Below are 21,503 nucleotides of genomic sequence, written 5' to 3' on the forward strand. Positions count from 1 at the left end.
CGGATTTACAACGCTAAGCCCATTTCCCCGACTATTCCCCCAGTTTTAACAACGTTAAGAAAGTTTCAAGGGTCTTAAAGAATCTAACGAGACCATTTTCTCCGAATTAAAATGGTATTCTCCAAGTAAATTAATATGTTCCCAACCTAGAGGTGACATATGGTGCAATAATTCTTCATTAAAACTACCTGACCGTTTTTGATATTCAACTGCCTTTGTTAGATGTAAAGTATTCCAGATACTGATGGCATTAATGATTATATTTAAGGCACTGGCCCTTTGCAATTGATGCTGTATGGTTCGTTCCCTAAGCTCTCCTTGTTTTCCGAAGAAAATAGCTCTTGCCAGTCCATTCATCGCTTCTCCTTTATTCAATCCTTTTTGTATTTTTCTTCTTAATGATTCATCCGAAATATAATTCAAAATAAAGATCGTTTTTTCTATTCGGCCCATCTCACGTAAAGCGGTAGCCAAGCTGTTTTGTCTTGAATAAGAACCTAGTTTCCCCATAATAAGGGATGCTGAAACTGTTCCTTCATTTATAGAATGAGCTAATCGCAAAACATCCTCATAATTTTCTTTAATGACCTTTGTATTTATTTGTCCACGTAAAATGGCTTCTAATTTTGGAGATTCACTTGCTTTATCTATTGTAAATAATTTCGAGTCTGATAAATCCCTTATTCTTGGAGCAAATTTAAATCCTAATAAATGAGTCAATCCGAATATTTGGTCTGTGTAACCAGCAGTGTCTGTATAATGCTCTTCTATGTTTAGATCCGTCTCATGGTGCAACAAACCATCCAAAACATGAATCGCATCCCTTGAATTAGTATGAATAATCTTTGTGTAGTAAGAAGAGAATTGATCACTAGTAAAACGGTAGATGGTGGCTCCTTTTCCGGTTCCATAATGTGGATTTGCATCTGCATGTAGTGATGAAACACCTAGCTGCATTCTCATACCGTCTGACGAGGATGTTGTACCGTCTCCCCAATAAGAAGACAATTGTAGCTTGTGATGAAAATTTACTAATACAGCTTGGGCTTTATTCATTGCGTCTTCATACATGCGCCATTGAGACACATTGGCTAGTTGCTTATATGTAAGCCCGGGTGTTGCTTCAGCCATTTTGCTCAAGCCAATATTCATTCCCATTCCTAAAAGAGCAGCCATAATAATGATTGTTTCTTCTTTATCTGGTTTTCGTTTGTTAGAAGCATGTGTAAATTGCTCATGAAATCCTGTTATATGGGCAACATCCATCAGTAAATCGGTTAATTTTATTCTTGGTAGCATCTGATACAGGCTTGCACTAAATTTCTTTGCTTCTTCTGGAACATCTTTTTCTAATCGTGCAAGTGACAGCTTTCCTTTTTCAAGAGAAACTCCATCTAACTTGTTGGAATTAGCAGCTAACCACTGTAACCTCCCATTAAGGCTGCTAGTTCTCTCTGTAATATAATCCTTGAATGATAAACTAACCGATAATCTTGTATTCTCCTTCGTTTGATTCCATGTATCTTCGGAAAACAAATATTCCTCAAAATCTCTATATTGTCTACTGCCCACAATAGAAACATCACCAGCCCGAATATGCTCCCGAAGTTCTGTTAAAACAGCCATTTCATAGTAATGCCGATTGATTGTTGTACCATCATCCTCGTATAAATGCTTTTTCCACCGTTTTGAAATAAAATCCAAAGGTGAGTTATCAGGTACTTTTCGCTTCCCAGATTCGTTCATTCCTCGTATAATCTCTACAGCTTGTAAAAGTGGCTCATTCGCCTTTGTGGAATGAAATTCCAATACCCTTAATAGGGTTGGCGTATATTTTCTAAGAGAATAAAATCGTTTTTGCAGTAAGTCTAAATAGTCATAGTCGGCAGGACGTGCAAGCTCCTGAGCTTCTTCCACTGAAGAAACAAAAGAATTCCATTCAATAACCGATTCTAAAACCTCAAAAACGTCTAGTTTTTCCCGTTTTGCTTTGATTAAAGCTTGTCCGATGTTCGTATAGTGTATAACCTTCTCATTCAGCTTTTTCCCGTTTTGTTTCTGAATTTCTTCTTGAGCCTTACGGCCTTTTGATAACAGACTGAGTATTTGTCTGTCGTGAATTTCAAAGGCTTTATCCGTTAAATCCTGAGTAAGGTGTAATAAATAGACGGTTAAAATCGAGTATCGTTTATTTTCTTGAAAGTCACGGAACGCATAAGGCTCATATCTTGAACCTAAGCGAGATAGCTGTAACAAGCGATTGCGATGCAAATGATTAATTTGTACCGTTTCTAATTCTATACCTCGTATGTATTCGAGTCGTTCTATTACTTTTAGAAATGTTTCGGATGAAGGATGACCCGGTGGTTCCTTTAACCAACCCAATATCGTTTTATTGGATTCGGATGGATGCTGCGAAGTAATGATCTCTTCAAGCTTTTCTTTTTGGTTATTTGTTAGAGTTTGACTAACCGTATTAAATAGCTTCTTTTCAGCCATTGCCCTTGCCTCCCACACCAATCTCTCAAGTGTAGTGATAGAAGGCAGAATGATTTTCTTTTTTCTTAGAAAATCTATACATTCATGTAGTAGATGCATGGCATCGCCATTTTCCAAAGCTAATTGATGAAGATGCTTAAATGCTATTCGATATTCTTTTAGTGTAAAAGTTACAAAGTCGTATTCACTTCGAATTTCTTTCAAATGATCCCAAAGTGTATTTTCTCTTTGAGGATAAAGACTAATCGAAGATGAAGTGGCACCGATTTGTTTCGATATATAATGTATGACTGAATCCGGGATGTTTTTGATATGAGTGTATGGCCAACTGGGATACCGAAGAACAGCTAATTGAACGGCGAACCCTAAACGGTTTTCTTCTCTCCTTCGTTTATTGATAATTTCTAAATCCCGTTTGGAAAAAGTGTAGTAGGTTCCTAGCACCCACTCATCTTCAGGAATTTGCATAAGGACCTGTCGCTGTTCCGATGTAAGCAATTCTCTACCTCTCGCAACTTTCATACAGTATCATCTCATTTCTGTAATTATTCAGTTAATTAGTTCAATTATATATCAATAGAGTGTACTCTATTGATACAAGTATAGTAGACTGATAAAATCATAGTTAAGAGTGTCTCATAAGACTTGTCTCAAAAATGAGGTGAAATTTTGCGGAAAATCGGTTATGTACGCGTCAGTTCGACTAGCCAAAATCCTTCAAGACAATTTCGGCAATTGAACGAAATTGGAATGGATATTATTTATGAAGAAAAAATTTCAGGAGCCACAAAAGATCGTGAACAACTTCAAAAAATGTTAGAGGATTTACAGGAAGGTGACATTATTTATGTTACAGATTTAACTCGGATCACTCGAAGTACGCAAGATTTATTTGAATTGATTGATTTAATACGAAATAAAAAGGCAAGCTTAAAATCACTTAAGGATACATGGCTAGATTTATCAGAAGATAATCCATATAGCCAATTCTTAATTACGGTAATGGCTGGTGTTAACCAATTAGAGCGAGACCTTATTCGTATGCGTCAGCGTGAAGGAATTGAGCTCGCAAAGAAAGAAGGGAAGTTTAAAGGACGGTTAAAGAAATATCATAAAAATCACGCAGGAATGAATTATGCAGTAAAGCTATATAAAGAAGGAAATATGACTGTAAATCAAATTTGTGAAATTACAAATGTATCTAGAGCTTCTTTATATAGAAAGCTATCGGAAGGAAAAAAATAAGCATTCATTACTTATATTAAAAATTTCCGGGGATTGTGAAACAACGTACCTAACCAAGCAGGCTATTTCTATAAGGAAGTATCAATATTTGTTTATCTAACTAGGCACGATCATCAAAGGGTTCCGAGTACATTTTAACGGAGATATACGCTAAACTCAGATTTAAAGCAAGGCTGTATTTTCCGAGAACACTTTATAAAAAACAACCTTAGTCAATCACAAACGAAGGTTGTTTTTATAAAGTCATGGTCTAATTAAAACAATTGCTGTCCCAAGAGCATACTTGAGACTGAAAAGGCACCAGCAGATGCCCAAAAACTAAGGGACCCGAATTGGCGGCAAGCGGTCGCTCAAGGTCATGTTAATGGTTTAGCACGCGCGTTTAATTTGAAGAGAAAATCGACTAATCTGAAAAGCAATATGGCTATTAAACGTGTAATTGTTGACGGTGTGCAAGTAGGGCTTACGCAGAAGAAGAGAATGTGTTGAGAACTGTACAACGCAACCTGAGAACAGCACAAAGGATTATTATTGAAAATGTGTAGTTTCGTTGGGAAAACGGTTGCTTGACTGCGAGCACGTTAAAGTTTTATCAAAATGGATAGCTAGGCTGGATGAACAAAATATATGCTAAGCCTTTGTCGTGACGGGCTTAGCATTTTTTTCTTGCTCTAAGTTGGTCCGGCCGATATAAGCCAGGACTCATCATGTGCTAGTTTACGGCTGTAATATCAGATGAATAGAACGAAGTTGTTGAGGGAATTATAGTTCAAGATGTTTCTATTTCCAATTGTTGGATTTGAGGTGAGCTTTTGCCTAAGATTACTCCTATTCAGTCATACATGATTATTATGCTTTCGGTTGGATTAATGAACCACGTTATTATTATCCCTTTACTACTAGAAGCATCAAAGCGAGATGCCTGGCTCGTAGTGCTTCTTGTTTTTGTCGCTTCACCTGTTTGGATTGGTTGCTTGAACTACATCATTCAAAACATGAACAATCAACACATTAAAAAGTGGCTAGATCAGCACTTTGGAAAGTTTTTATCTGCAATCTTAGTAATTATTTATAGTTTGTTATTATGGCTCATGGGCTTTATTTCCTTAAAAGATACTCTAACATGGACAATCGCATCTTACTTGCCGCAAACACCGATACTAGTTCTTGCGGGAACCACACTTGTTGCATGCTTCTTTGCTGCTTTTCAAGGACTCCGTACAATTGCAATTGTGAGCGGAATATTGTTGCCATTTGTTGTTATTCTAGGTCATCTTGTGGCGATTGCCAATTTTCAGTTTAAAGATTATACCCTGCTTTTTCCTTTGTTAGAAAACGGGACAGCTCCATTATGGAAAGGTGTTCCTTACGTTGCCGGGGGATTGCTGGAGTTGTCTTTCTTGATGTTGCTGATTCAGCACAAATTAACAAAAAAACCAGGATTTAAAAGCTTGATGTTGATGTGCTTCATCCTTACAGGAATTACGTTAGGACCATTGATGGGATCGATTGCGATATTTGGCCCTGATGAAGCGGCTAACCAAAGATACCCCGCTTACGCTCAATGGAGAAGCGTTAGACTGGGAGAATATGTGGAGCATGTCGATTTTTTTTCGATTTACCAGTGGCTATCCGGTACATTCATTCGTGTGTCCCTTTCTATCTATCTTTTGGGAGAATTGTGGAATTTACAAAAACGCAGATGGTTACCTGTGTTATTTGGCGCATTGGCCATGCTTGTTGCCATTTTGCTGCCGATGAGCGACATGGCTTTTCTAGACTTGTTAGGAAGGTTTTATTTTCCTTCATTTTGTATCTTTACAGTAGGGACCTTGATCCTGTATGTTGGTCGAATGATCATCTCAAGAATTCGCCAAAAGGAGTGACTAGCTAGGATGAATAAACTATTCCGACGAATGAAAAGATTATTTGGAAATCAGGGGGCAGAAAGCAAGAGGCCATCGCCTAATACAGAGGCAACAGTCTTGCAACCACTTAATGAACAATCACTCATCCAACACTTTAAAATGTGTCAAGATGTTAAGCACCATGTTTACAAATTAAACCCTGATGATGAACAATCGAGAATCCTATTGCTTTATTGTGAGGGGTTAAGTGACAACAAAACATTCATTCATGAAACTGTGCTTCCTCATTTGACCCGATTTTATGAAAACAATGGTTTTCATCATCAGGAGGAAATAGTCGAGTCGAGCCAACTACAATTAGAGTTCGTTACTCTTGAGGAGTGGGAGCAAACGGCCGAAACGGATATTTTTGAAGGCAAACTGCTTTTGTTTATTCCGACCCTACGCTCCTTATTCTCCCTCGATATCTCAAAAAAACCAGCGCGAAATCCGGAAGAATCCAGTATTGAGGTCTCGGTACGTGGACCAAAGGATGGATTTGTGGAAGAACTTGGAGTCAATGTGGCGTTAATTCGGAAACGAATCAAATCAACCAGTATGGTTTATGAAACGAAAAAAGTAGGCGTTCGCACGAAAACAACCGTTGCGATTCTATACATGCGTGACATTGTTGATCCTAAGATTGTTCAAGATGTAAAGAATAAATTAGATGATCTTCACATTGACGGAGCGTTTAGCGCCACTCAGCTAGAAGAATTAATGGAACCGACAAAAGCATTATTTCCTTTGATGGGGTATACAGGCAGACCAGACTTTACCGTGAACTGTATGCTAAATGGCCGTGTAGCGTTGATTGTGGATGGTACACCAGCTGCGTTGATTGCGCCTGCCAATTTATTTTTGCTTGTGAAAGCACCCGAAGATATCCACTTTACTGCTTTGTCAGCTACATTTGGTCAAACGCTTCGTTTACTTGGTTTGTCCGTATCGCTACTGCTTCCTGCATTTTTTGTTGCCATTCTTTCCTATCATCAAGATCAGCTGCCCTATTATCTGCTTGCCACTTTGGGGATTAACCGGTTGGGAATCCCTTTTGATGTGGCAACTGAAATGTTTATTGCACTTATCTTCTTAGAAATCCTGCGGGAAGCTGGTACCCGACTCCCTTCTGCGGTCGGCAGCACGGTAACGGTTGTAGGAGGACTTATCCTGGGGGATGCAGGCATTCGTGCAGGATTCTTATCCCCTGGTATTGTTGTCATCGGAGCAATTACACAAATCTTTGGTTCAACTTTATCGAGCCTATCATTGGCTGGAACAATTAGTATCTTACGCTTTTTTCTTTTCATTCTGTCTGCCATGCTTGGCATTTATGGCTTCTTTCTTGGATTATTTATTGTGCTCAGCCATTTAGCCTCATTGCGTTCATGCGGCTTGCCTTACTTGGCCCCAATATCACCTCCATTTAAAGACTTGGCCAACGCTTTGTTTCGATTACCTTGGCCATGGCGAAACACTCGACCGGACATGTTGAAGACACGAGATTCTACAAGGCAAGGGGACAGGCATAAATGAGGAGATATAAAAGTATGGTTGCACTTTTCCTTCTTCTCACCCTTACCGGTTGCTGGAGCAGATATGAAGTGCAAAACATGAACTATGCTACGGCTGTTGGAATAGACTATGTCGATGGTCAATACACCTTATATGTGCAATTGCTTGATTTCTCGACAGTGGCCAAGCTGGAGGGACAGCAAAAAGCGGAGCAGCCCCCGGTTTGGGTGGGCAAAGGCGAAGGTTCCTCGTTTACGGAGGCGGTAAATGATTTGTACAGTACATCACAACAACGCTTAAACTTGGGACAAATCTCTGCCATTTTGTTCAGCGAGAGATTGATGAAGGAAAACAAAGTCGGAGAAGTGCTGGAATTGATCAATCGTTATCGTGAAATAAGGTACTTGGCCTGGCTGTTTAGCACAAGAGAGCCTCTTGAAGAAATCTTGCAGGCAACCCCAATTTTTAGATTATCGCCAAATGCATCCATTCTTCACAAGCCCGAGCAAAATTTCAGACAGCGTTCAATCCTTGCTCCGGTCCGCCTGCAACAATTTGTACTGGACTCAAACGAAAAGGCCAGAACCAGTTATATACCGGAATTATCGCTTCGCAAAGGTCAATGGCAGGAAAGTAATAAACCAAAAGAGCTGCTTAGATATTCTGGCATACATGTATATGATCTACACAATTATTATGGACGAATGGATCTTAAGGATTTGCCGGGAATGCCCTGGCTAAGTACTCACACGATCCGAGTACCTCTTGATTTGTTTGCCGAAGAGAAGCTTGCGGCTGTTCTTGTCGCAGAAAAACCCAAATATGAAGTGACTCCTATTGTGAAATTGAACAAGGCGTATTTCGATATTTCAGTAAAAGTGAAGGCAGGGATCAATGAATTGCATACGGACCTTACCGAAAAGGAACTCACACAAATGGCTCAGGAAAAAATAGAGGAGCAAATCCGCAAAACGTATCAAACTGCTTTTAAAGAGGGTATAGATATTTACAATTTGGGCGAATCTTTGTATCGCAAACATCCACATCAATGGAAGAGCATTGCCACAGGAAAACAGCAACTCGTTTTAAACCAAGATTCCCTGCGCCATGTAAAGGTTGAGGTGAATATTGTTTACCCTGGAAGATATAAATTACATGAACATGGTGAATCCACCTCGTGATTCTGGCAAGTGAAATTATTAACTCACCTTGCTTCTTCTGCTTAGCGTTGGGGAAGCAAGGTTTTTGTTTCCAAAAAAATAGTTTAACGTTGTAAATCCGCATTTTCCTGACGGAACCCCTTTATAAAACAGACAACGCTAAATTTATGTATAACATATGCAAAGATAGTTTACATAATCACTCTTTCCGGAACACACAAAAAAAAGAACCCTTATGGGAGTAGGGTTCTCGATGAGGCCTTGTTTCTGATTTATGCAGCTTTTTATACATCCTTGACGCGTAAGGGTTTTATACAAGGGCGTAACCCAAACAAATGTATAAAAAGTGCACCTTTTATACATATGCTTTACCCTCTAAATAATTGATTTTTTAGTTAGATATGATATATTAAATGTCAGACTATTTTTTACAAATTGCATTTTTATCATGTCGTTTAACTCTTTAAATAAAAAACTGTCCTCTTTACTGGAGACAGTTTTTTATTTTGCCATCTTTTCACTGGACAAATTATAAAATCATATTATATTGTGTAAGAGCAAGTCATCCACCTTTTATCTAAGCATGTAATTACCATACATGTAGAAAAACCTTTACTTTTATTTTGAAATTGTACCAGTCCTATTATTAACATGATTAAACTGGAAAGTAACGTCGCGTAGGGCTGCAAAGTATAATCCTTTGTTATGAAACTATATAACATAAGAGGAAGAGCTATAACCGACAAAATAAGTTGTAAACGGATTAACATTTGTAAGTACTCTTTTAGAATTATTTGCACGGTCGGCAGGACCCGCAATGCTAATGAGCGGATAGCATTGAACTTGTACCGGAATCTTCCTTGGGTGTATCATCATCGCTAGAATCTTCAACTGGTGGCACTGGAAAGTTCCTTTAAAGAGACCTCCTATTTCGCTAGATAGTCATAATGATGCTATATAATAGTCTTTAGAAAATAAAAAAGTATGAGAGTCATTGTTGGAAACATAATGGCTCTTTTTTATGTCTAGATAAATAAAGTTGGTCAACCTTCTGTGCAAGAGCTTCCAATGAAATAACAATAAAAAGAATGAGAAGTAGTTCTAGGCTACCTCTCATTCTTTTTTCTACTTTTGATGGGGATCTTTATTAAATAATTTACCTTTGTCTAAAAAGTTTCCTTTGGTAAAATATTTGGTATCATTTTATTCCCTCATTCATAAAATATCAATAAAATCGTTTTATTTCACTTTTTTAAGCCGAATAAAAAACATGTACGATGTGGATTTTAGCGTAATCCTCTATGTTTAGTGCTTTTCCCACTAAATTTAATAAGAGGATGTTTACAAAGTTGCATATGGGCTATATAATTTGATTAATATAAAAAAGTTTCCCTTAGGAAAAATATTTATTGATATACTCGTAATACGTGAGTATTATATTTTTTTACCTGAATTTTGCCTATGTGCAAAAAAGTTAAATGAACCCAAGAAAAAGGAGAGTATATAAAATGACTGACGCAATCGTTGTAAAAGACTTGTTTGTATCGTATCAAGGTAATCAAGCGGTTAAAGACGTTTCGTTTACGATTGAGAAAGGGCTGCTTATTGGAATTATTGGTCCGAATGGAGCTGGTAAATCAACGTTAATGAAAGCTATTTTGGATTTAATCCCAAATGATAAAGGATATATTGAAGTCCTGGGAGAGAATATTCGAAGTGCTAGGAAACAAATTGCTTACGTTCCACAGCGAAGTACGATTGATTGGGATTTTCCGATTACCGTTTTAGATGTTGTATTAATTGGAACGTATCCATCCTTGGGAATAATGAAAAGACCCAAGAAAGAGCATAAGAGTTGGGCGTTACAGTGTTTGCACAAAGTAGGAATGGAAGAATTTAAACACCGTCAGATCGGCGAACTGTCAGGTGGTCAACAGCAACGCGTATTCTTAGCAAGAGCGCTTGCTCAAAAAGCAGAGGTCCTTTTTTTAGATGAACCATTTGTTGGAATAGACGTAACGAGTGAAGAAACCATTATCACTATTCTTCGAGAGTTACGTCAACAAGGAAAAACAACGGTCGTTGTACATCACGATTTAAGTAAAGCAGAATCCTATTTTGATAAATTATTATTATTGAATAAAGAATTGATTCATTATGGAGAAGTAAATAGCGTACTCGAACCAGCCGTGATGGTAAAAGCCTATGTAAATCAAGAACTCTTTTTTAATCATCCAACGGAGGTACATTCATCATGAAGGTTGTAGAATTTATGAATGCGTTGATGCAATATAGCTTTCTACAAAAAGCGTTGCTAACGTCCGTTATGGTAGGAGTTATTTGTGGAGTGATTGGCTGTTTTATTGTCTTAAGAGGAATGGCACTGATGGGAGACGCAATTTCACACGCTGTTCTTCCAGGCGTTGCTATCTCCTACATGATGGGAATGAATTATTTTATCGGTGCAGTTTTAACGGGAGTTATTACTGCGATTGGAATTGGCTTTGTTAGTCAAAATAGTCGTATCAAACATGATATGGCAATTGGTATTATGTTTACGTCCGTATTTGCTATAGGGATTATTTTAATTACCTTTATGAAAAGCAGTTCTGATCTTTATCACATCCTGTTTGGAAATGTGCTTTCTGTACGCTCTTCTGATATGTGGACTACACTCATTATCGGTGTCGTTATTATGGGCTTGGTGTATGTGTTTTATAAAGAGCTTTTGGTGTCGACGTTTGATCCAACTATGGCACAAAGCTACGGCTTGCCAAACAAATGGATTCATTACGGGCTCATGGTTCTTTTGACGATGGTGACAGTTGCCTCTCTTCAAACTGTAGGAATTATTCTCGTAGTTGCCATGCTCATTACGCCTGCGGCTACGGCCTACCTATTAACGAACCGGTTATGGGTCATGATTTATTTAGCAGCTGGTATCGGAGCGCTTTCTTCTATAGTAGGGCTATATTTTAGCTTCTCATATAACCTTGCTTCAGGAGCAAGTATTGTTATTGTGGCAACATTCTTATTTGCGTTAGCATTCTTCTTTTCACCTTCACAAGGGCTGTTTTGGAGAATGATAAAAATAAAAAGAAATCGAGCTGAGCTCTCAAAGTCGATTGGAGGATGAAGATGAAATTAAAAATTTGGTTGTTATCAGTCATTAGTCTACTAGTCTTTGCGCTAGTTGCGTGTTCCAGTGGCACCAATGGAAGCGAAGCGAACAGTGACAAATTGAAAGTCGTTACGACTTATTCCATTATCTATGATATTGTTAATCAAATCGGTGGAGAAAAAGTTGAGATTCATAGTTTGGTTCCAATTGGAAAGAACCCGCATGAATATGATCCGCTTCCAGAAGATGTAATGAAGATGACGGATGCAGACGCTGTATTTTACAATGGGTTAAATCTAGAAGAAGGTGGAGCTTGGTTTAACAAATTATTGAAAACAGCGGATAAATCAGGTGAGAACGCGCCTGTTTATCGAGTGAGTGAAGGGGTAAAACCTATTTATCTAGAAACAAAAGGATTAGAAAAAGAGCCTGATCCACATGCGTGGATGAACATTGAAAATGGAATCCTATACGCTGAAAATGTAAAGAAAGCACTTATTAAAGAGGATCCTGATAACAAAGAATTTTATGAAAAAAATGCTAAAGAGTATATAGCAGAACTTCAAAAGCTACACGATGATACATTAAATAAGATCCAACAGCTTCCTGAAGAAAAGCGTTTCTTAATCTCAAGCGAAGGAGCTTTTAAATACTTTGGAAATGCATACGGAATAAATACAGGTTATATTTGGGAAATTAATTCAGAAAGCCAAGGTACGCCCGATCAAATTCGAGACGTGGTAAGTTTAATTGAAACAAATAACATTCCAGCTTTATTTGTCGAAACAAGCGTAGATAAACGAAGTATGGAAACGGTATCCAAAGAAACGCAGGTTCCGATTGCTGGCACAATTTTTACCGATTCGCTTGGGAAACCAGGGGAAGACGGAGACACGTATTTAAAAATGATGAAGTGGAATACGGAAACGATTATTAATGGATTACAAGAATAAGTGAGCTGTTTTTTTACAATTCAACGCTATACTAGAATCTGAGTCATAAATATTTCAGCTAATGATATATCCAAACTATCGCGAGTTAAACACTTTCGATCGTTTGGATATTTTTTGTTTATTAGTAAAAAAATTGAAAAGTTGATGGTGGTTTTTACTCAATAAACTAATAAAATATGTTAGATTATATAACATAATTGTTTAACTTTTCGGAAAATTGATTTAAATTAGACTCAAACATTCATTTTAAATGCATCTTTTAGTCGAAAATAATGAAGGCAAAGGAGAGAAATGAAGTATGAGAAAAGAGAAGTTAATCGTAATTGGGAATGGGATGGCTGGAATTCGAGCAGTTGAAGAGATTATTAGTTTGTCCCCTGAAATATTTGATATCACTGTATTTGGGAGTGAGCCACATCCAAACTATAATCGCATCTTGTTATCTAAAGTATTACAAGGGGATACAAGCGTAGAAGACATTACGCTAAACGACTGGAACTGGTATGAGGAGAACGATATTACTCTTTATATAGAAGAAAAGGTTATAAGCATTGACTCAATTAATCAAGAAATACGTACGGATCAAGGAAGGATTGAATTTTACGATAAGTTGATCATAGCAACGGGCTCTCTGCCATTTATTCTTCCAATTCCAGGAGTAGAGAAAGAAGGCGTTACAACGTTTCGAGATATAAGCGATACGAATCAAATGGTAAAAGCATCTCAGCAGTATAAAAAAGCAGCTGTAATTGGAGGCGGATTATTAGGTTTAGAAGCAGCGAGAGGACTTTTAAACTTAGGAATGGATGTAACGGTTGTTCATTTATCCTCTTATTTAATGGAGCGTCAGTTGGATTTGACTGCTGGAAAGTTGCTTCAACAAGAGTTAGAACAGCAAGGGATGAGTTTCTTGCTTGAGAAACAAACCCAAGAAATCACGGGTCATGAGCGCGTAGAAGGGTTAAAGTTCTCAGACGGAAACCTATTGGAAACAGATTTTGTAGTAATGGCAGCAGGCATTCGACCGAATACTGAACTTGCTCAAAAAGCGGGTCTTCATATCAACCGTGGAATTGTGGTAAATGATTATATGGAAACGAGTAGTGCCAATATTTATGCCGTAGGCGAATGCGCAGAGCATAAAGGTATGGTTTATGGGTTGGTAGCTCCTCTTTACGAGCAAGGAAAAGTACTAGCTAAAACGATCTGTGGAGGAGATGTACGTCCTTATCAAGGGTCTGTTCTATCCACTCAGTTAAAGGTATCGGGCGTAGATGTTTTTTCAGCCGGTGATTTTATAGAAGATGAACAAAAGAAATCGATCAAGGTATTCGATGAGCAAGATGGTATTTACAAAAAAATTGTTTTAAAAGGAAATCAAATTGTAGGGGCCGTTTTATTTGGTGACAGCCGTGATGGAAACCGCTTGTTTTCCATGATTCAAAAGCAACAGGACGTATCGGAAGTGGAGAAGATTTCAATTCTACAACCAATAAGCGGGCAAGGAAGCGGAAGTCTGGTAGCAAGTATGAGTGCGGATGATATTGTTTGTGGATGTAATGGCGTATCGAAAGGAACGATTGTAGAAGCTATTCAAAATCAAGGCTGTACATCAGTGGATGAGCTTAAAGCCTGTACGAGTGCTTCACGTTCGTGCGGAGGGTGTAAGCCGCTTGTTGCTGAATTGCTTCAGCACACGCTTGGAAGTGAGTTTGATGGAGCAGCTCAAAAGGAAGCGATATGTGGATGTACATCTCTTTCTCGAGATGAGGTGGTAGAGGAAATTCGAGCAAAAGGCTTATCTCATACGCGTGAAGTGATGAATGTGCTTGGATGGAGTAACGAAGAAGGTTGTTCTAAGTGTCGTCCAGCATTGAATTACTACTTGGGTATGGTGAATCCAACTGGCTATGTAGATGAACGAGAATCTAGATTTGTAAATGAACGTATGCATGCTAATATCCAAAAGGATGGTACGTATTCTGTTGTTCCTCGAATGTACGGAGGTGTCACGAACGCAGATGATTTACGACGCATTGCTGACGTGGTTGATAAATACAACATCCCGCTTGTAAAAGTAACGGGAGGACAGCGTTTAGACTTATTCGGTGTAAAGAAAGAAGATTTACCTTTAGTGTGGGAAGAGCTAGATATGCCTTCTGGTTATGCTTATGGAAAATCACTTCGAACGGTGAAGACGTGTGTTGGAGAACAATTTTGCCGCTTTGGTACGCAGGATTCGATGGGAGTAGGGATTGCGCTGGAAAAGAAATTTGAAGGATTATGGACTCCTCATAAAGTAAAGATGGCTGTATCGGCCTGTCCAAGAAGCTGTGCTGAATCAGGCTTTAAAGATATTGGCTTTATTGGAATAGAAGGTGGTTGGGAAATTTATGTTGGTGGTAATGGAGGCACTCATTTACGAGGAGGCGATTTGCTATATAAGGTGAAAACAGACGAAGAGTTAATGGAAATTACAGGAGCTTATCTACAATATTACCGTGAAACGGCAAATTATCTAGAGCGTACTTCAGCTTGGATTGAACGAATCGGTATTAAAAACGTTCAGGCTATTCTTGATAATGTAGAGGAAAGAAAGAAACTAAACCTTCGTATAGATGAAGCCTTATCTACGTATCGAGATCCATGGAAGGAAATCGTTGAGAACAAGCAAGCAAAAAAAGAATTGTTTGAGACAGTTGTAACATCATAACAAAACAAATGGAGGGGAAAAAGATGGTAAACAAAAACATAACAAAAGTGTTGCTTGGGTCAATTCATGATTTTCCAGAAAGCCTAGGTAAAACCGTGAAAGTGAATCAAAAAGAAATTGCTGTCTTTAAGCTATCAAGCGGTAAAATTCAGGCCGTTGATAACCGATGTCCTCATAAAGGTGGCGTATTAAGTGAAGGAATAGTGAGCGGTGATTCGGTATTTTGCCCTATGCATGATTGGAAAATTTGTTTGGACAACGGACGTGTTCATGAACCTGATACTGGCTTAGTAAAGGCATACCGAACATCTGTTGAAGAAGAGCTTGTATATCTGTGGTTAGAAGATTAATAAGCTGTTGTAAATCATCTATTAAACATGCCATCATAGTTATACCGAAGGAGTGAAGCGGAGAATGAGACAAGGAAAAGTCTATCTTGTTGGAGCGGGACCGGGCGACCCAGATTTGTTAACCATTAAAGCAGGAAAGTGTTTAGAAATAGCAGATGTTATTTTATACGATCGGCTGGTAAATCCTGATCTTTTACACTATGCAAAAGAGGGAGCAGAACTTGTGTATTGCGGAAAGACGCCTGGTTATCACTGTGTTCCTCAAAAAGTCATTCAAGATTTATTATTACATTACGCCCAGCAAGGAAAGATAGTTGTACGGCTAAAAGGTGGAGATCCTTTCATTTTTGGGCGAGGAGGCGAAGAAGCTGAAGTATTAGCTAAGCATCACATTGAGTTTGAAATCATCCCCGGTATTACAGCGGGGATTGCTGCTCCTGCTTATGCTGGAATCCCTGTCACCCATCGAGAGTTAAGCCGTTCATTTGCAATCGTGACCGGACACGGTTTAACTGGAACTCCGGAAAATATTAGGTGGCATCATCTAGCTCAAGGCGTTGATACGCTTGCTATTTATATGGGAGTTAAAAACTTACCGTATATTTGTGAACAGCTTTTAGCTGGTGGTAAGTCCATAGAGACACCAGTGGCGGTGATTGAGGAAGGTACTTCTATTAACCAAAGGGTTTTAATTGGTACGCTGCGAACGATTGTAGAAATAGCCACTAGTGAACAAGTCAGTAATCCAGCGCTGATTGTGGTCGGAGAAGTGGTAAAACAATCAGCGACTCTCTCCTGGTTCTCAAAGTCCAAACTTCAAGAAGTGTACGCGTAATATTTTTATTATATAATTTATCAGAGAATTTTAACGAAATAGGGGAGGGATAAGCGTGTTTAAAGCGTCAATCGAGTCTATGACGGACATAGCTCGTCAAAAAACAAATCAAGTGAATAAACAATTGCCGAGCTATTTACTGTTGTCTATGCTTGCAGGTGCTTATGTCGGAATTGGTGTAGTATTAGCTCTTTCAGTTGGTGCTCCGTTAGCCGAAGCATCATTACCAATAGTCTCACTAGTTATGGGCTTATCGTTTGCCATTGCGTTACTACTTGTTATGTTTGCCGGAGCCGAGTTGTTTACAGGCAATCATATGTTTTATACAATCAGTACATTATCAGGTGCTACTACGTGGAAAGATACGTTGAAAAATTGGCTGTGGTGCTTTGTTGGAAACGGATTGGGAGCGTTCGTATTGTGTCTCTTAATCGTTGGAACTGGTTTGTTTAAAGGAGTAGGCGATACACATTTATTACTGACAACCGCAGCAAAGAAAATGAACCTGCCAATGAGCGAACTTTTTTTTCGAGGGATTTTATGTAATTGGCTCGTCTGCTTAGCCATTTGGACGGCTTTGAGAACCAAAAGCGATGCGGCCAAAATTATGTTAGTTTTTTGGATGCTGTTTGCCTTTGTTGCATCTGGCTATGAACACAGCGTTGCAAACATGACGTTCCTTGGTTTGGCTTTACTTCATCCGCACCCTGAAACGATATCATTAGCTGGACTGCTACATAATCTGATCCCGGTTACGCTTGGGAATATTGTAGGCGGCGCTTTATTTGTAGGAAGCGTATATTGGTTTATCAATAAAAAGCAAATGGAAAAAGGGCGTATTCAAGAAGTGAAAATTCCACAAATCGTTAAAGAAGAAACATTATCAAAGTAACAGAAAGAGACTGAGACATAAGTAGTTCAGCCTCTACTATACCTGAACGATTGAGAGTTCATAACTTTTAATCGTTCAGGTTTTTTGGTTGATTGTGAAAACAATGTTGGAAACAGGGTGGAATGGAGCGTAGGACACTCGACTCCTGCGGGAAAGAGAGGGAAAACTGAGATCCCGCAGCGCAGCGAGGAAGCTCAGGTTCCTCCCCGCGGAAAGCGAGTGGCCGTAGCGCAATGGAACGAACGTATTGAGACAAATTAAAGAGATGGGAACAGCTAGTGTTCGTCTTTTAGAAGCCATCATTTTGTTATGTCCCAAACTCTTTTTAGATTGAATTTTGATCAGTAACCGAAAGAGGGTTGAGATACTTGACTAATATAATTTACTGCTGTATGATTCTTTAGTATTTGCGTAAGACGTGGTTCGGAACCATCCCACGTAAAAAAACTAAGGAGAGTATGCAGCATGAATGTAAGAACACTTGCAGTCAACGGTATTATTGCGGCAATGTATATTGCGGTAACGATGTTTATTCAGCCGTTTGGCTTTACAAATATTCAGTTCCGTATTGCGGAAATGTTTAATCATTTGATTGTTTTTAATAAGAAGTATTTGTATGGAATTGTGCTAGGCGTATTTTTAGCCAATTTATTCTTCTCACCAATGGTGGCGTATGATTTGGTATTTGGCGTAGGACAATCTTTAATTTCCTTATTACTGATGATCTTTGCGATGAAGTTTGCCAAGGGCACGGTTGCTCGTATGGTTACCAATACACTGATCTTTACGTTTACGATGTTTATCATCGCGTTTGAGCTTCATTTAGCACTAGGTTTTCCATTTTTACTAACATGGTTAACAACTGCGATTGGTGAATTTGTAGTGATGCTTGTTGGAATTCCAGTGATGCTGGCAATTCATAAGCGCGTAAACTTTACAAAGTTAATCGATTAATACTACAAAAGCTTACAGAGATGTAAGCTTCAGACTGTAGACAAACTGGAAGAAATCCAGTTTGCCTACAGTCTTTTTTATTTTACAATGGAAGTACTACATAACTTGAGGTGATTGACATGCTTTCGAAACATAATCCCATTCAACGAGATCAATTAGAAATGATTACGTTAAATCAATTGGTACCGGCCAGCCACTTGGTTCGTAAAATAGAGGCAGCACTTGATTTTTCGTTCATCTATGACTTGGTGAAGGACATGTATTCAGAAATCGGTCGTCCCAGTATTGATCCTGTCATCTTAATTAAATTGACCTTCCTTCAATACACGTTTGGAATCCGGTCCATGCGCCAAACGATTGAACAAGTGGAAACCAATATGGCCTATCGCTGGTTCCTTGGGTATGGTTTCCACGATAAAGTGCCTCATTTCTCTACGTTCGGAAAAAACTATGAACGCCGTTTTAAAGATACCGATCTGTTTGAACAGATTTTCTATCGCATCTTAAAGGAAGCTGCCGAGAAAAAGCTAATCAGTGCCGAGCACGTTTTCGTGGATTCGACCCATGTTAAAGCGAGTGCGAACAAACGCAAATTTGAAAAGAAAGTCGTTCGCAAAGAGACACGCGCGTATCAGGAACGCCTTCAAGAAGAGATTAACCAGGACCGGGAAGATCACGGAAAAAAACCATTTCCTCCGGACAAGTTTGAGAAGGAAGAGAAGAAAGAAATCAAAGAAAGCACCACCGATCCAGAGAGTGGTTACTATGTGAAGGATGAACGGACGAAGCAGTTCGCCTATTCTTTTCACGCAGCCGCGGATCGTAACGGTTTTGTGCTTGGCACCATGGTCACACCTGGCAACACACATGATAGTCAGATTTTAGAGCCATTGGTCGGAAAGGTCATCGAGAGAGTCGGAAAGCCTGAAGCGGTCGCCGCAGATGCCGCGTACAAAACTCCTGCGATTACCCGTTACTTATTGGAACAGGGGATGACCCCTGCCTTGCCATACACACGACCACGTACGAAAAAAGGTTTTTTCCGAAAACATGACTATGTGTATGACGAATACTTTGACTGTTATCTTTGCCCGGCAGGTGAGATCTTGGCCTACTCGACAACGAATAAAGAAGGATATCGGGAGTACAAATCGCCAAAACAGATTTGTGCGACATGCCCATTTTTAGCCAGATGTACGGAGAGTAAAGACCACCAGAAAGTGGTGACGCGTCATATTTGGCAGGAATACGTAGAAGAGGCAGACCATCTTCGCTATCACGCAGAGGTGAAAGAGATTTATGCCAAACGTAAAGAAACCATTGAGCGTGTATTCGCAGATGGAAAAGAAAAGCATGGCATGCGTTGGACAACGTTAAGGGGACTTAAAAAATTGTCGATGCAGGCGATGCTTACTTTCGCTGCCATGAACCTGAAGAAGATGGCCAACTGGACGTGGCAAGGTCCAAAAATGGCCTAAATGATGAACTCGAAGAGGTCTGTCTTTTTATTAAATAGCTTCAAATCCCATAAAAAGCTAAAAAGGGGTTCGGAATGAGACCATTCCGAATCCCTTTTGTCGACAAACTGAAGCTTACAGAGATGTAAGCTTTTTTCATATTTAAATGGTTTTAATTTATAGAAAAAAGACACAAGATATGACAGAATTAGAGAGAAGTTGTTAAGTACGTTAATACATAGTAAAAGTCATGTTTTATACTATACTTGAGAAGGAGAGAAGAGCTTGCTTGCAAATGATGATCATAAGGTAGAAGAACTAGCATTTATTAAAAAAGTCCTAGACTTTACAAGAGCTGGATTAATTTTAACCAACCCTGCTTTGCCCGATAATCCGATTGTTTATGCGAACCAAGGTTTTCTGGATATGACCGGATACAGGAAAGAAGAAATCGTAGGACAGAACTGCCGCTTTTTACAAGGGGAAAATACCGACCGAGATACGGTACGAAAAATTCGAGATGCTATCCGCGAAAAAAAGTCGGTCAATGTACAAATTTTAAACTATACAAAAGAAAGCCAACCTTTTTGGAACGACTTATTTATTGATCCAATGTGGATTGATGATGAGGTTTATTTTATTGGGATTCAAAAGGACATTACGGGGAAAATGAAGCAAGAAGAAGTGATTTATGATTACTATGAAAGGATGCAGGAGATGTCAACGCCAATTGTTCCAGTGAAAGACGGGGTTTCTGTTCTACCGATTGTTGGTGTTTTGAATGAACAGCGATATCATATGATTGCATCCAAAGTATCAACATACATTGATGAAAGTAAAGATGATCATTTTATTATCGATTTTTCAGGTTTATTGGAAATGGATGAAGATGTAGTAGCTTACATGTATAATCTGCACGATTTAATTACCATTACCGGAACGCAGGTAATCATAACAGGCATCATGCCTTCTATAGCGAAAAAAATGAGAGACCTTCAAGTAAACTTTACAGTCTTAAAAACCTATACGCATGTCAAAGCCGCTTTAAAAGCGCTTGGGTATGCATAATAAGTTCTCGAAAAAGTCCGTAAAACAATGCGGATTTTTTTTGTTTATAAATGGTAATATATACATATAAGCCTAACTTAAAAGGTGACTAGGTACAGAATTGAACAAACTTCCAGCATTTGATATATTGGTTTTATGAAAAGAGAATTGATTAAACCCATTAAACGTTTATCATTGCGAGAAGAAATTTATCAAACTTTAAAGCAAGGAATTATTACGTTAGAGTTTCCACCGGACCAGCGCTTGAATGATAAGGAGCTAGCTGAAAAATTTAGCGTCAGCAGAACGCCGGTAAGAGAAGCGTTAAAACGCTTGGAAGATGAAGGGCTTGTTGAATCGATTCCAGGCTCCATTACTAAAGTATCTTCGTTAAACCCTGAAGAAGCCAAGCACGCGTTTACCGTAGTTGCCGTTCTTCATGCATTGGCAACTAAGCTTGCCGTTGCGCATCTGACAGAAGAAGATTTTAAAGCGCTAGCTCATCATAATGCTGCGCTGCAGAGTGCGGTGGAAAAGCATGATATCATCGGCGCCATCGAAGCAGATCAAGCCTTTCACCGCGTGTTTTTAGAAGCTGCGAATAACCCTGAAATTCTCTTAGCACTAGAGCGCAGTGAGTCAAAAATTTACCGGTTGGAAGTAGCTAAGTTTTCGTCTGAGAAAGGATTCAAATCAGTAAGCGAGCACAAAGGAATTATTGAGGTGTGTCAAAGTCAGGAACCGCTCCAAGCAGCGAATCTTGTAGAGAAAAATTGGCTAAGCCTTGGAGAGCTATTAGCGTAGAGAGTCATCACGAGCGTGAGGGCTCTTTTTTATGAGTTAAAAATAGCGTTG

Annotated in this window: 16 protein-coding genes and 1 riboswitch; of the genes, 15 read left to right on the forward strand and 1 reads right to left on the reverse strand. The window is 38.9% G+C overall.

All coding sequences use genetic code 11. From position 1 onward, the window contains the following. Window positions 1–54 precede the first annotated feature (54 nt). A complete protein-coding gene (locus MKZ18_RS04545) occupies window positions 55–3,021 on the reverse strand; it encodes a Tn3 family transposase (RefSeq protein ID WP_340842909.1) in 2,967 nt (988 codons plus the stop codon). Between the two features lie 147 nt (window positions 3,022–3,168). Between MKZ18_RS04545 and MKZ18_RS04550 the strand changes: the two genes are divergently transcribed. From MKZ18_RS04550 to MKZ18_RS04620, 15 genes are all read left to right on the forward strand, one after another. Continuing rightward, window positions 3,169–3,744 carry a recombinase family protein gene (locus MKZ18_RS04550; RefSeq protein ID WP_063477457.1) on the forward strand — a complete coding sequence of 192 codons (576 nt, stop codon included), beginning with the start codon at window positions 3,169–3,171 and terminating at the stop codon, window positions 3,742–3,744. A gap of 812 nt (window positions 3,745–4,556) precedes the next feature. Then, window positions 4,557–5,630 carry a GerAB/ArcD/ProY family transporter gene (locus tag MKZ18_RS04555; RefSeq protein WP_340842908.1) on the forward strand — a complete coding sequence of 358 codons (1,074 nt, stop codon included), beginning with the start codon at window positions 4,557–4,559 and terminating at the stop codon, window positions 5,628–5,630. A 30-nt stretch (window positions 5,631–5,660) separates the two neighbouring features. Then, window positions 5,661–7,187, forward strand: a complete 1,527-nt coding sequence (locus MKZ18_RS04560; RefSeq protein WP_341344604.1) for a spore germination protein — start codon at window positions 5,661–5,663, stop codon at window positions 7,185–7,187. A 14-nt stretch (window positions 7,188–7,201) separates the two neighbouring features. Then, window positions 7,202–8,347, forward strand: a complete 1,146-nt coding sequence (locus tag MKZ18_RS04565; RefSeq protein WP_340842906.1) for a Ger(x)C family spore germination protein — start codon at window positions 7,202–7,204, stop codon at window positions 8,345–8,347. A gap of 1,487 nt (window positions 8,348–9,834) precedes the next feature. Further along, window positions 9,835–10,584, forward strand: a complete 750-nt coding sequence (locus MKZ18_RS04570; protein WP_340842905.1) for a metal ABC transporter ATP-binding protein — start codon at window positions 9,835–9,837, stop codon at window positions 10,582–10,584. Beyond that, complete coding sequence (locus MKZ18_RS04575) at window positions 10,581–11,462, forward strand: metal ABC transporter permease (RefSeq protein ID WP_025909689.1); 882 nt, start codon at window positions 10,581–10,583, stop codon at window positions 11,460–11,462. The genes MKZ18_RS04570 and MKZ18_RS04575 overlap by 4 nt, the downstream gene beginning before the upstream one ends. 2 nt (window positions 11,463–11,464) lie before the next feature. After that, window positions 11,465–12,400 carry a metal ABC transporter substrate-binding protein gene (locus tag MKZ18_RS04580; RefSeq protein WP_138117330.1) on the forward strand — a complete coding sequence of 312 codons (936 nt, stop codon included), beginning with the start codon at window positions 11,465–11,467 and terminating at the stop codon, window positions 12,398–12,400. 298 nt (window positions 12,401–12,698) lie between these two features. After that, the gene (gene nirB / locus MKZ18_RS04585; protein ID WP_340842904.1) at window positions 12,699–15,113 is read left to right on the forward strand and encodes a nitrite reductase large subunit NirB; all 2,415 of its coding nucleotides are present in this window, start codon (window positions 12,699–12,701) and stop codon (window positions 15,111–15,113) included. Between the two features lie 23 nt (window positions 15,114–15,136). After that, window positions 15,137–15,463 (forward strand): nitrite reductase small subunit NirD, encoded by a 327-nt coding sequence (nirD, locus tag MKZ18_RS04590; protein WP_061786467.1) that lies wholly within the window; start codon window positions 15,137–15,139, stop codon window positions 15,461–15,463. Window positions 15,464–15,527: 64 nt separating this feature from the next. Then, a complete protein-coding gene (gene cobA / locus MKZ18_RS04595; RefSeq protein ID WP_061786468.1) occupies window positions 15,528–16,298 on the forward strand; it encodes a uroporphyrinogen-III C-methyltransferase in 771 nt (256 codons plus the stop codon). A 55-nt stretch (window positions 16,299–16,353) separates the two neighbouring features. Next, on the forward strand, window positions 16,354–17,190 hold the full coding sequence (locus tag MKZ18_RS04600; RefSeq protein WP_251385875.1) for a formate/nitrite transporter family protein: 837 nt from the start codon (window positions 16,354–16,356) through the stop codon (window positions 17,188–17,190). A 412-nt stretch (window positions 17,191–17,602) separates the two neighbouring features. Beyond that, window positions 17,603–17,647: riboswitch (PreQ1 riboswitch) on the forward strand. 8 nt (window positions 17,648–17,655) lie between these two features. Further along, the gene (locus MKZ18_RS04605; protein WP_076512596.1) at window positions 17,656–18,144 is read left to right on the forward strand and encodes a QueT transporter family protein; all 489 of its coding nucleotides are present in this window, start codon (window positions 17,656–17,658) and stop codon (window positions 18,142–18,144) included. A gap of 119 nt (window positions 18,145–18,263) precedes the next feature. Continuing rightward, complete coding sequence (locus tag MKZ18_RS04610) at window positions 18,264–19,622, forward strand: IS1182 family transposase (protein WP_144594447.1); 1,359 nt, start codon at window positions 18,264–18,266, stop codon at window positions 19,620–19,622. Window positions 19,623–19,886: 264 nt separating this feature from the next. After that, window positions 19,887–20,669 carry a PAS domain-containing protein gene (locus MKZ18_RS04615; protein ID WP_340842903.1) on the forward strand — a complete coding sequence of 261 codons (783 nt, stop codon included), beginning with the start codon at window positions 19,887–19,889 and terminating at the stop codon, window positions 20,667–20,669. A gap of 135 nt (window positions 20,670–20,804) precedes the next feature. Further along, window positions 20,805–21,452, forward strand: coding sequence for a GntR family transcriptional regulator (locus tag MKZ18_RS04620; protein ID WP_025909861.1), 648 nt, complete (start codon window positions 20,805–20,807; stop codon window positions 21,450–21,452). Window positions 21,453–21,503 lie beyond the last annotated feature (51 nt).

It is taken from the genome of Priestia sp. FSL W8-0001 (assembly GCF_038050335.1).
GTDB classification, from domain to species: Bacteria; Bacillota; Bacilli; order Bacillales; family Bacillaceae_H; genus Priestia; species Priestia flexa.

Bases quoted from the DNA above. Each gene is read 5' to 3' on its own strand.
- nirB (WP_340842904.1), top strand. From the start codon at position 12,699: ATGAGAAAAGAGAAGTTAATCGTAATTGGGAATGGGATGGCTGGAATT.
- MKZ18_RS04560 (WP_341344604.1), top strand. From the start codon at position 5,661: ATGAAAAGATTATTTGGAAATCAGGGGGCAGAAAGCAAGAGGCCATCG.
- MKZ18_RS04605 (WP_076512596.1), top strand. From the start codon at position 17,656: ATGAATGTAAGAACACTTGCAGTCAACGGTATTATTGCGGCAATGTAT.
- MKZ18_RS04580 (WP_138117330.1), top strand. From the start codon at position 11,465: ATGAAATTAAAAATTTGGTTGTTATCAGTCATTAGTCTACTAGTCTTT.
- nirD (WP_061786467.1), top strand. From the start codon at position 15,137: ATGGTAAACAAAAACATAACAAAAGTGTTGCTTGGGTCAATTCATGAT.
- MKZ18_RS04575 (WP_025909689.1), top strand. From the start codon at position 10,581: ATGAAGGTTGTAGAATTTATGAATGCGTTGATGCAATATAGCTTTCTA.
- MKZ18_RS04570 (WP_340842905.1), top strand. From the start codon at position 9,835: ATGACTGACGCAATCGTTGTAAAAGACTTGTTTGTATCGTATCAAGGT.
- cobA (WP_061786468.1), top strand. From the start codon at position 15,528: ATGAGACAAGGAAAAGTCTATCTTGTTGGAGCGGGACCGGGCGACCCA.
- MKZ18_RS04620 (WP_025909861.1), top strand. From the start codon at position 20,805: ATGAAAAGAGAATTGATTAAACCCATTAAACGTTTATCATTGCGAGAA.
- MKZ18_RS04610 (WP_144594447.1), top strand. From the start codon at position 18,264: ATGCTTTCGAAACATAATCCCATTCAACGAGATCAATTAGAAATGATT.
- MKZ18_RS04545 (WP_340842909.1), bottom strand. From the start codon at position 3,021: ATGAAAGTTGCGAGAGGTAGAGAATTGCTTACATCGGAACAGCGACAG.
- MKZ18_RS04565 (WP_340842906.1), top strand. From the start codon at position 7,202: ATGGTTGCACTTTTCCTTCTTCTCACCCTTACCGGTTGCTGGAGCAGA.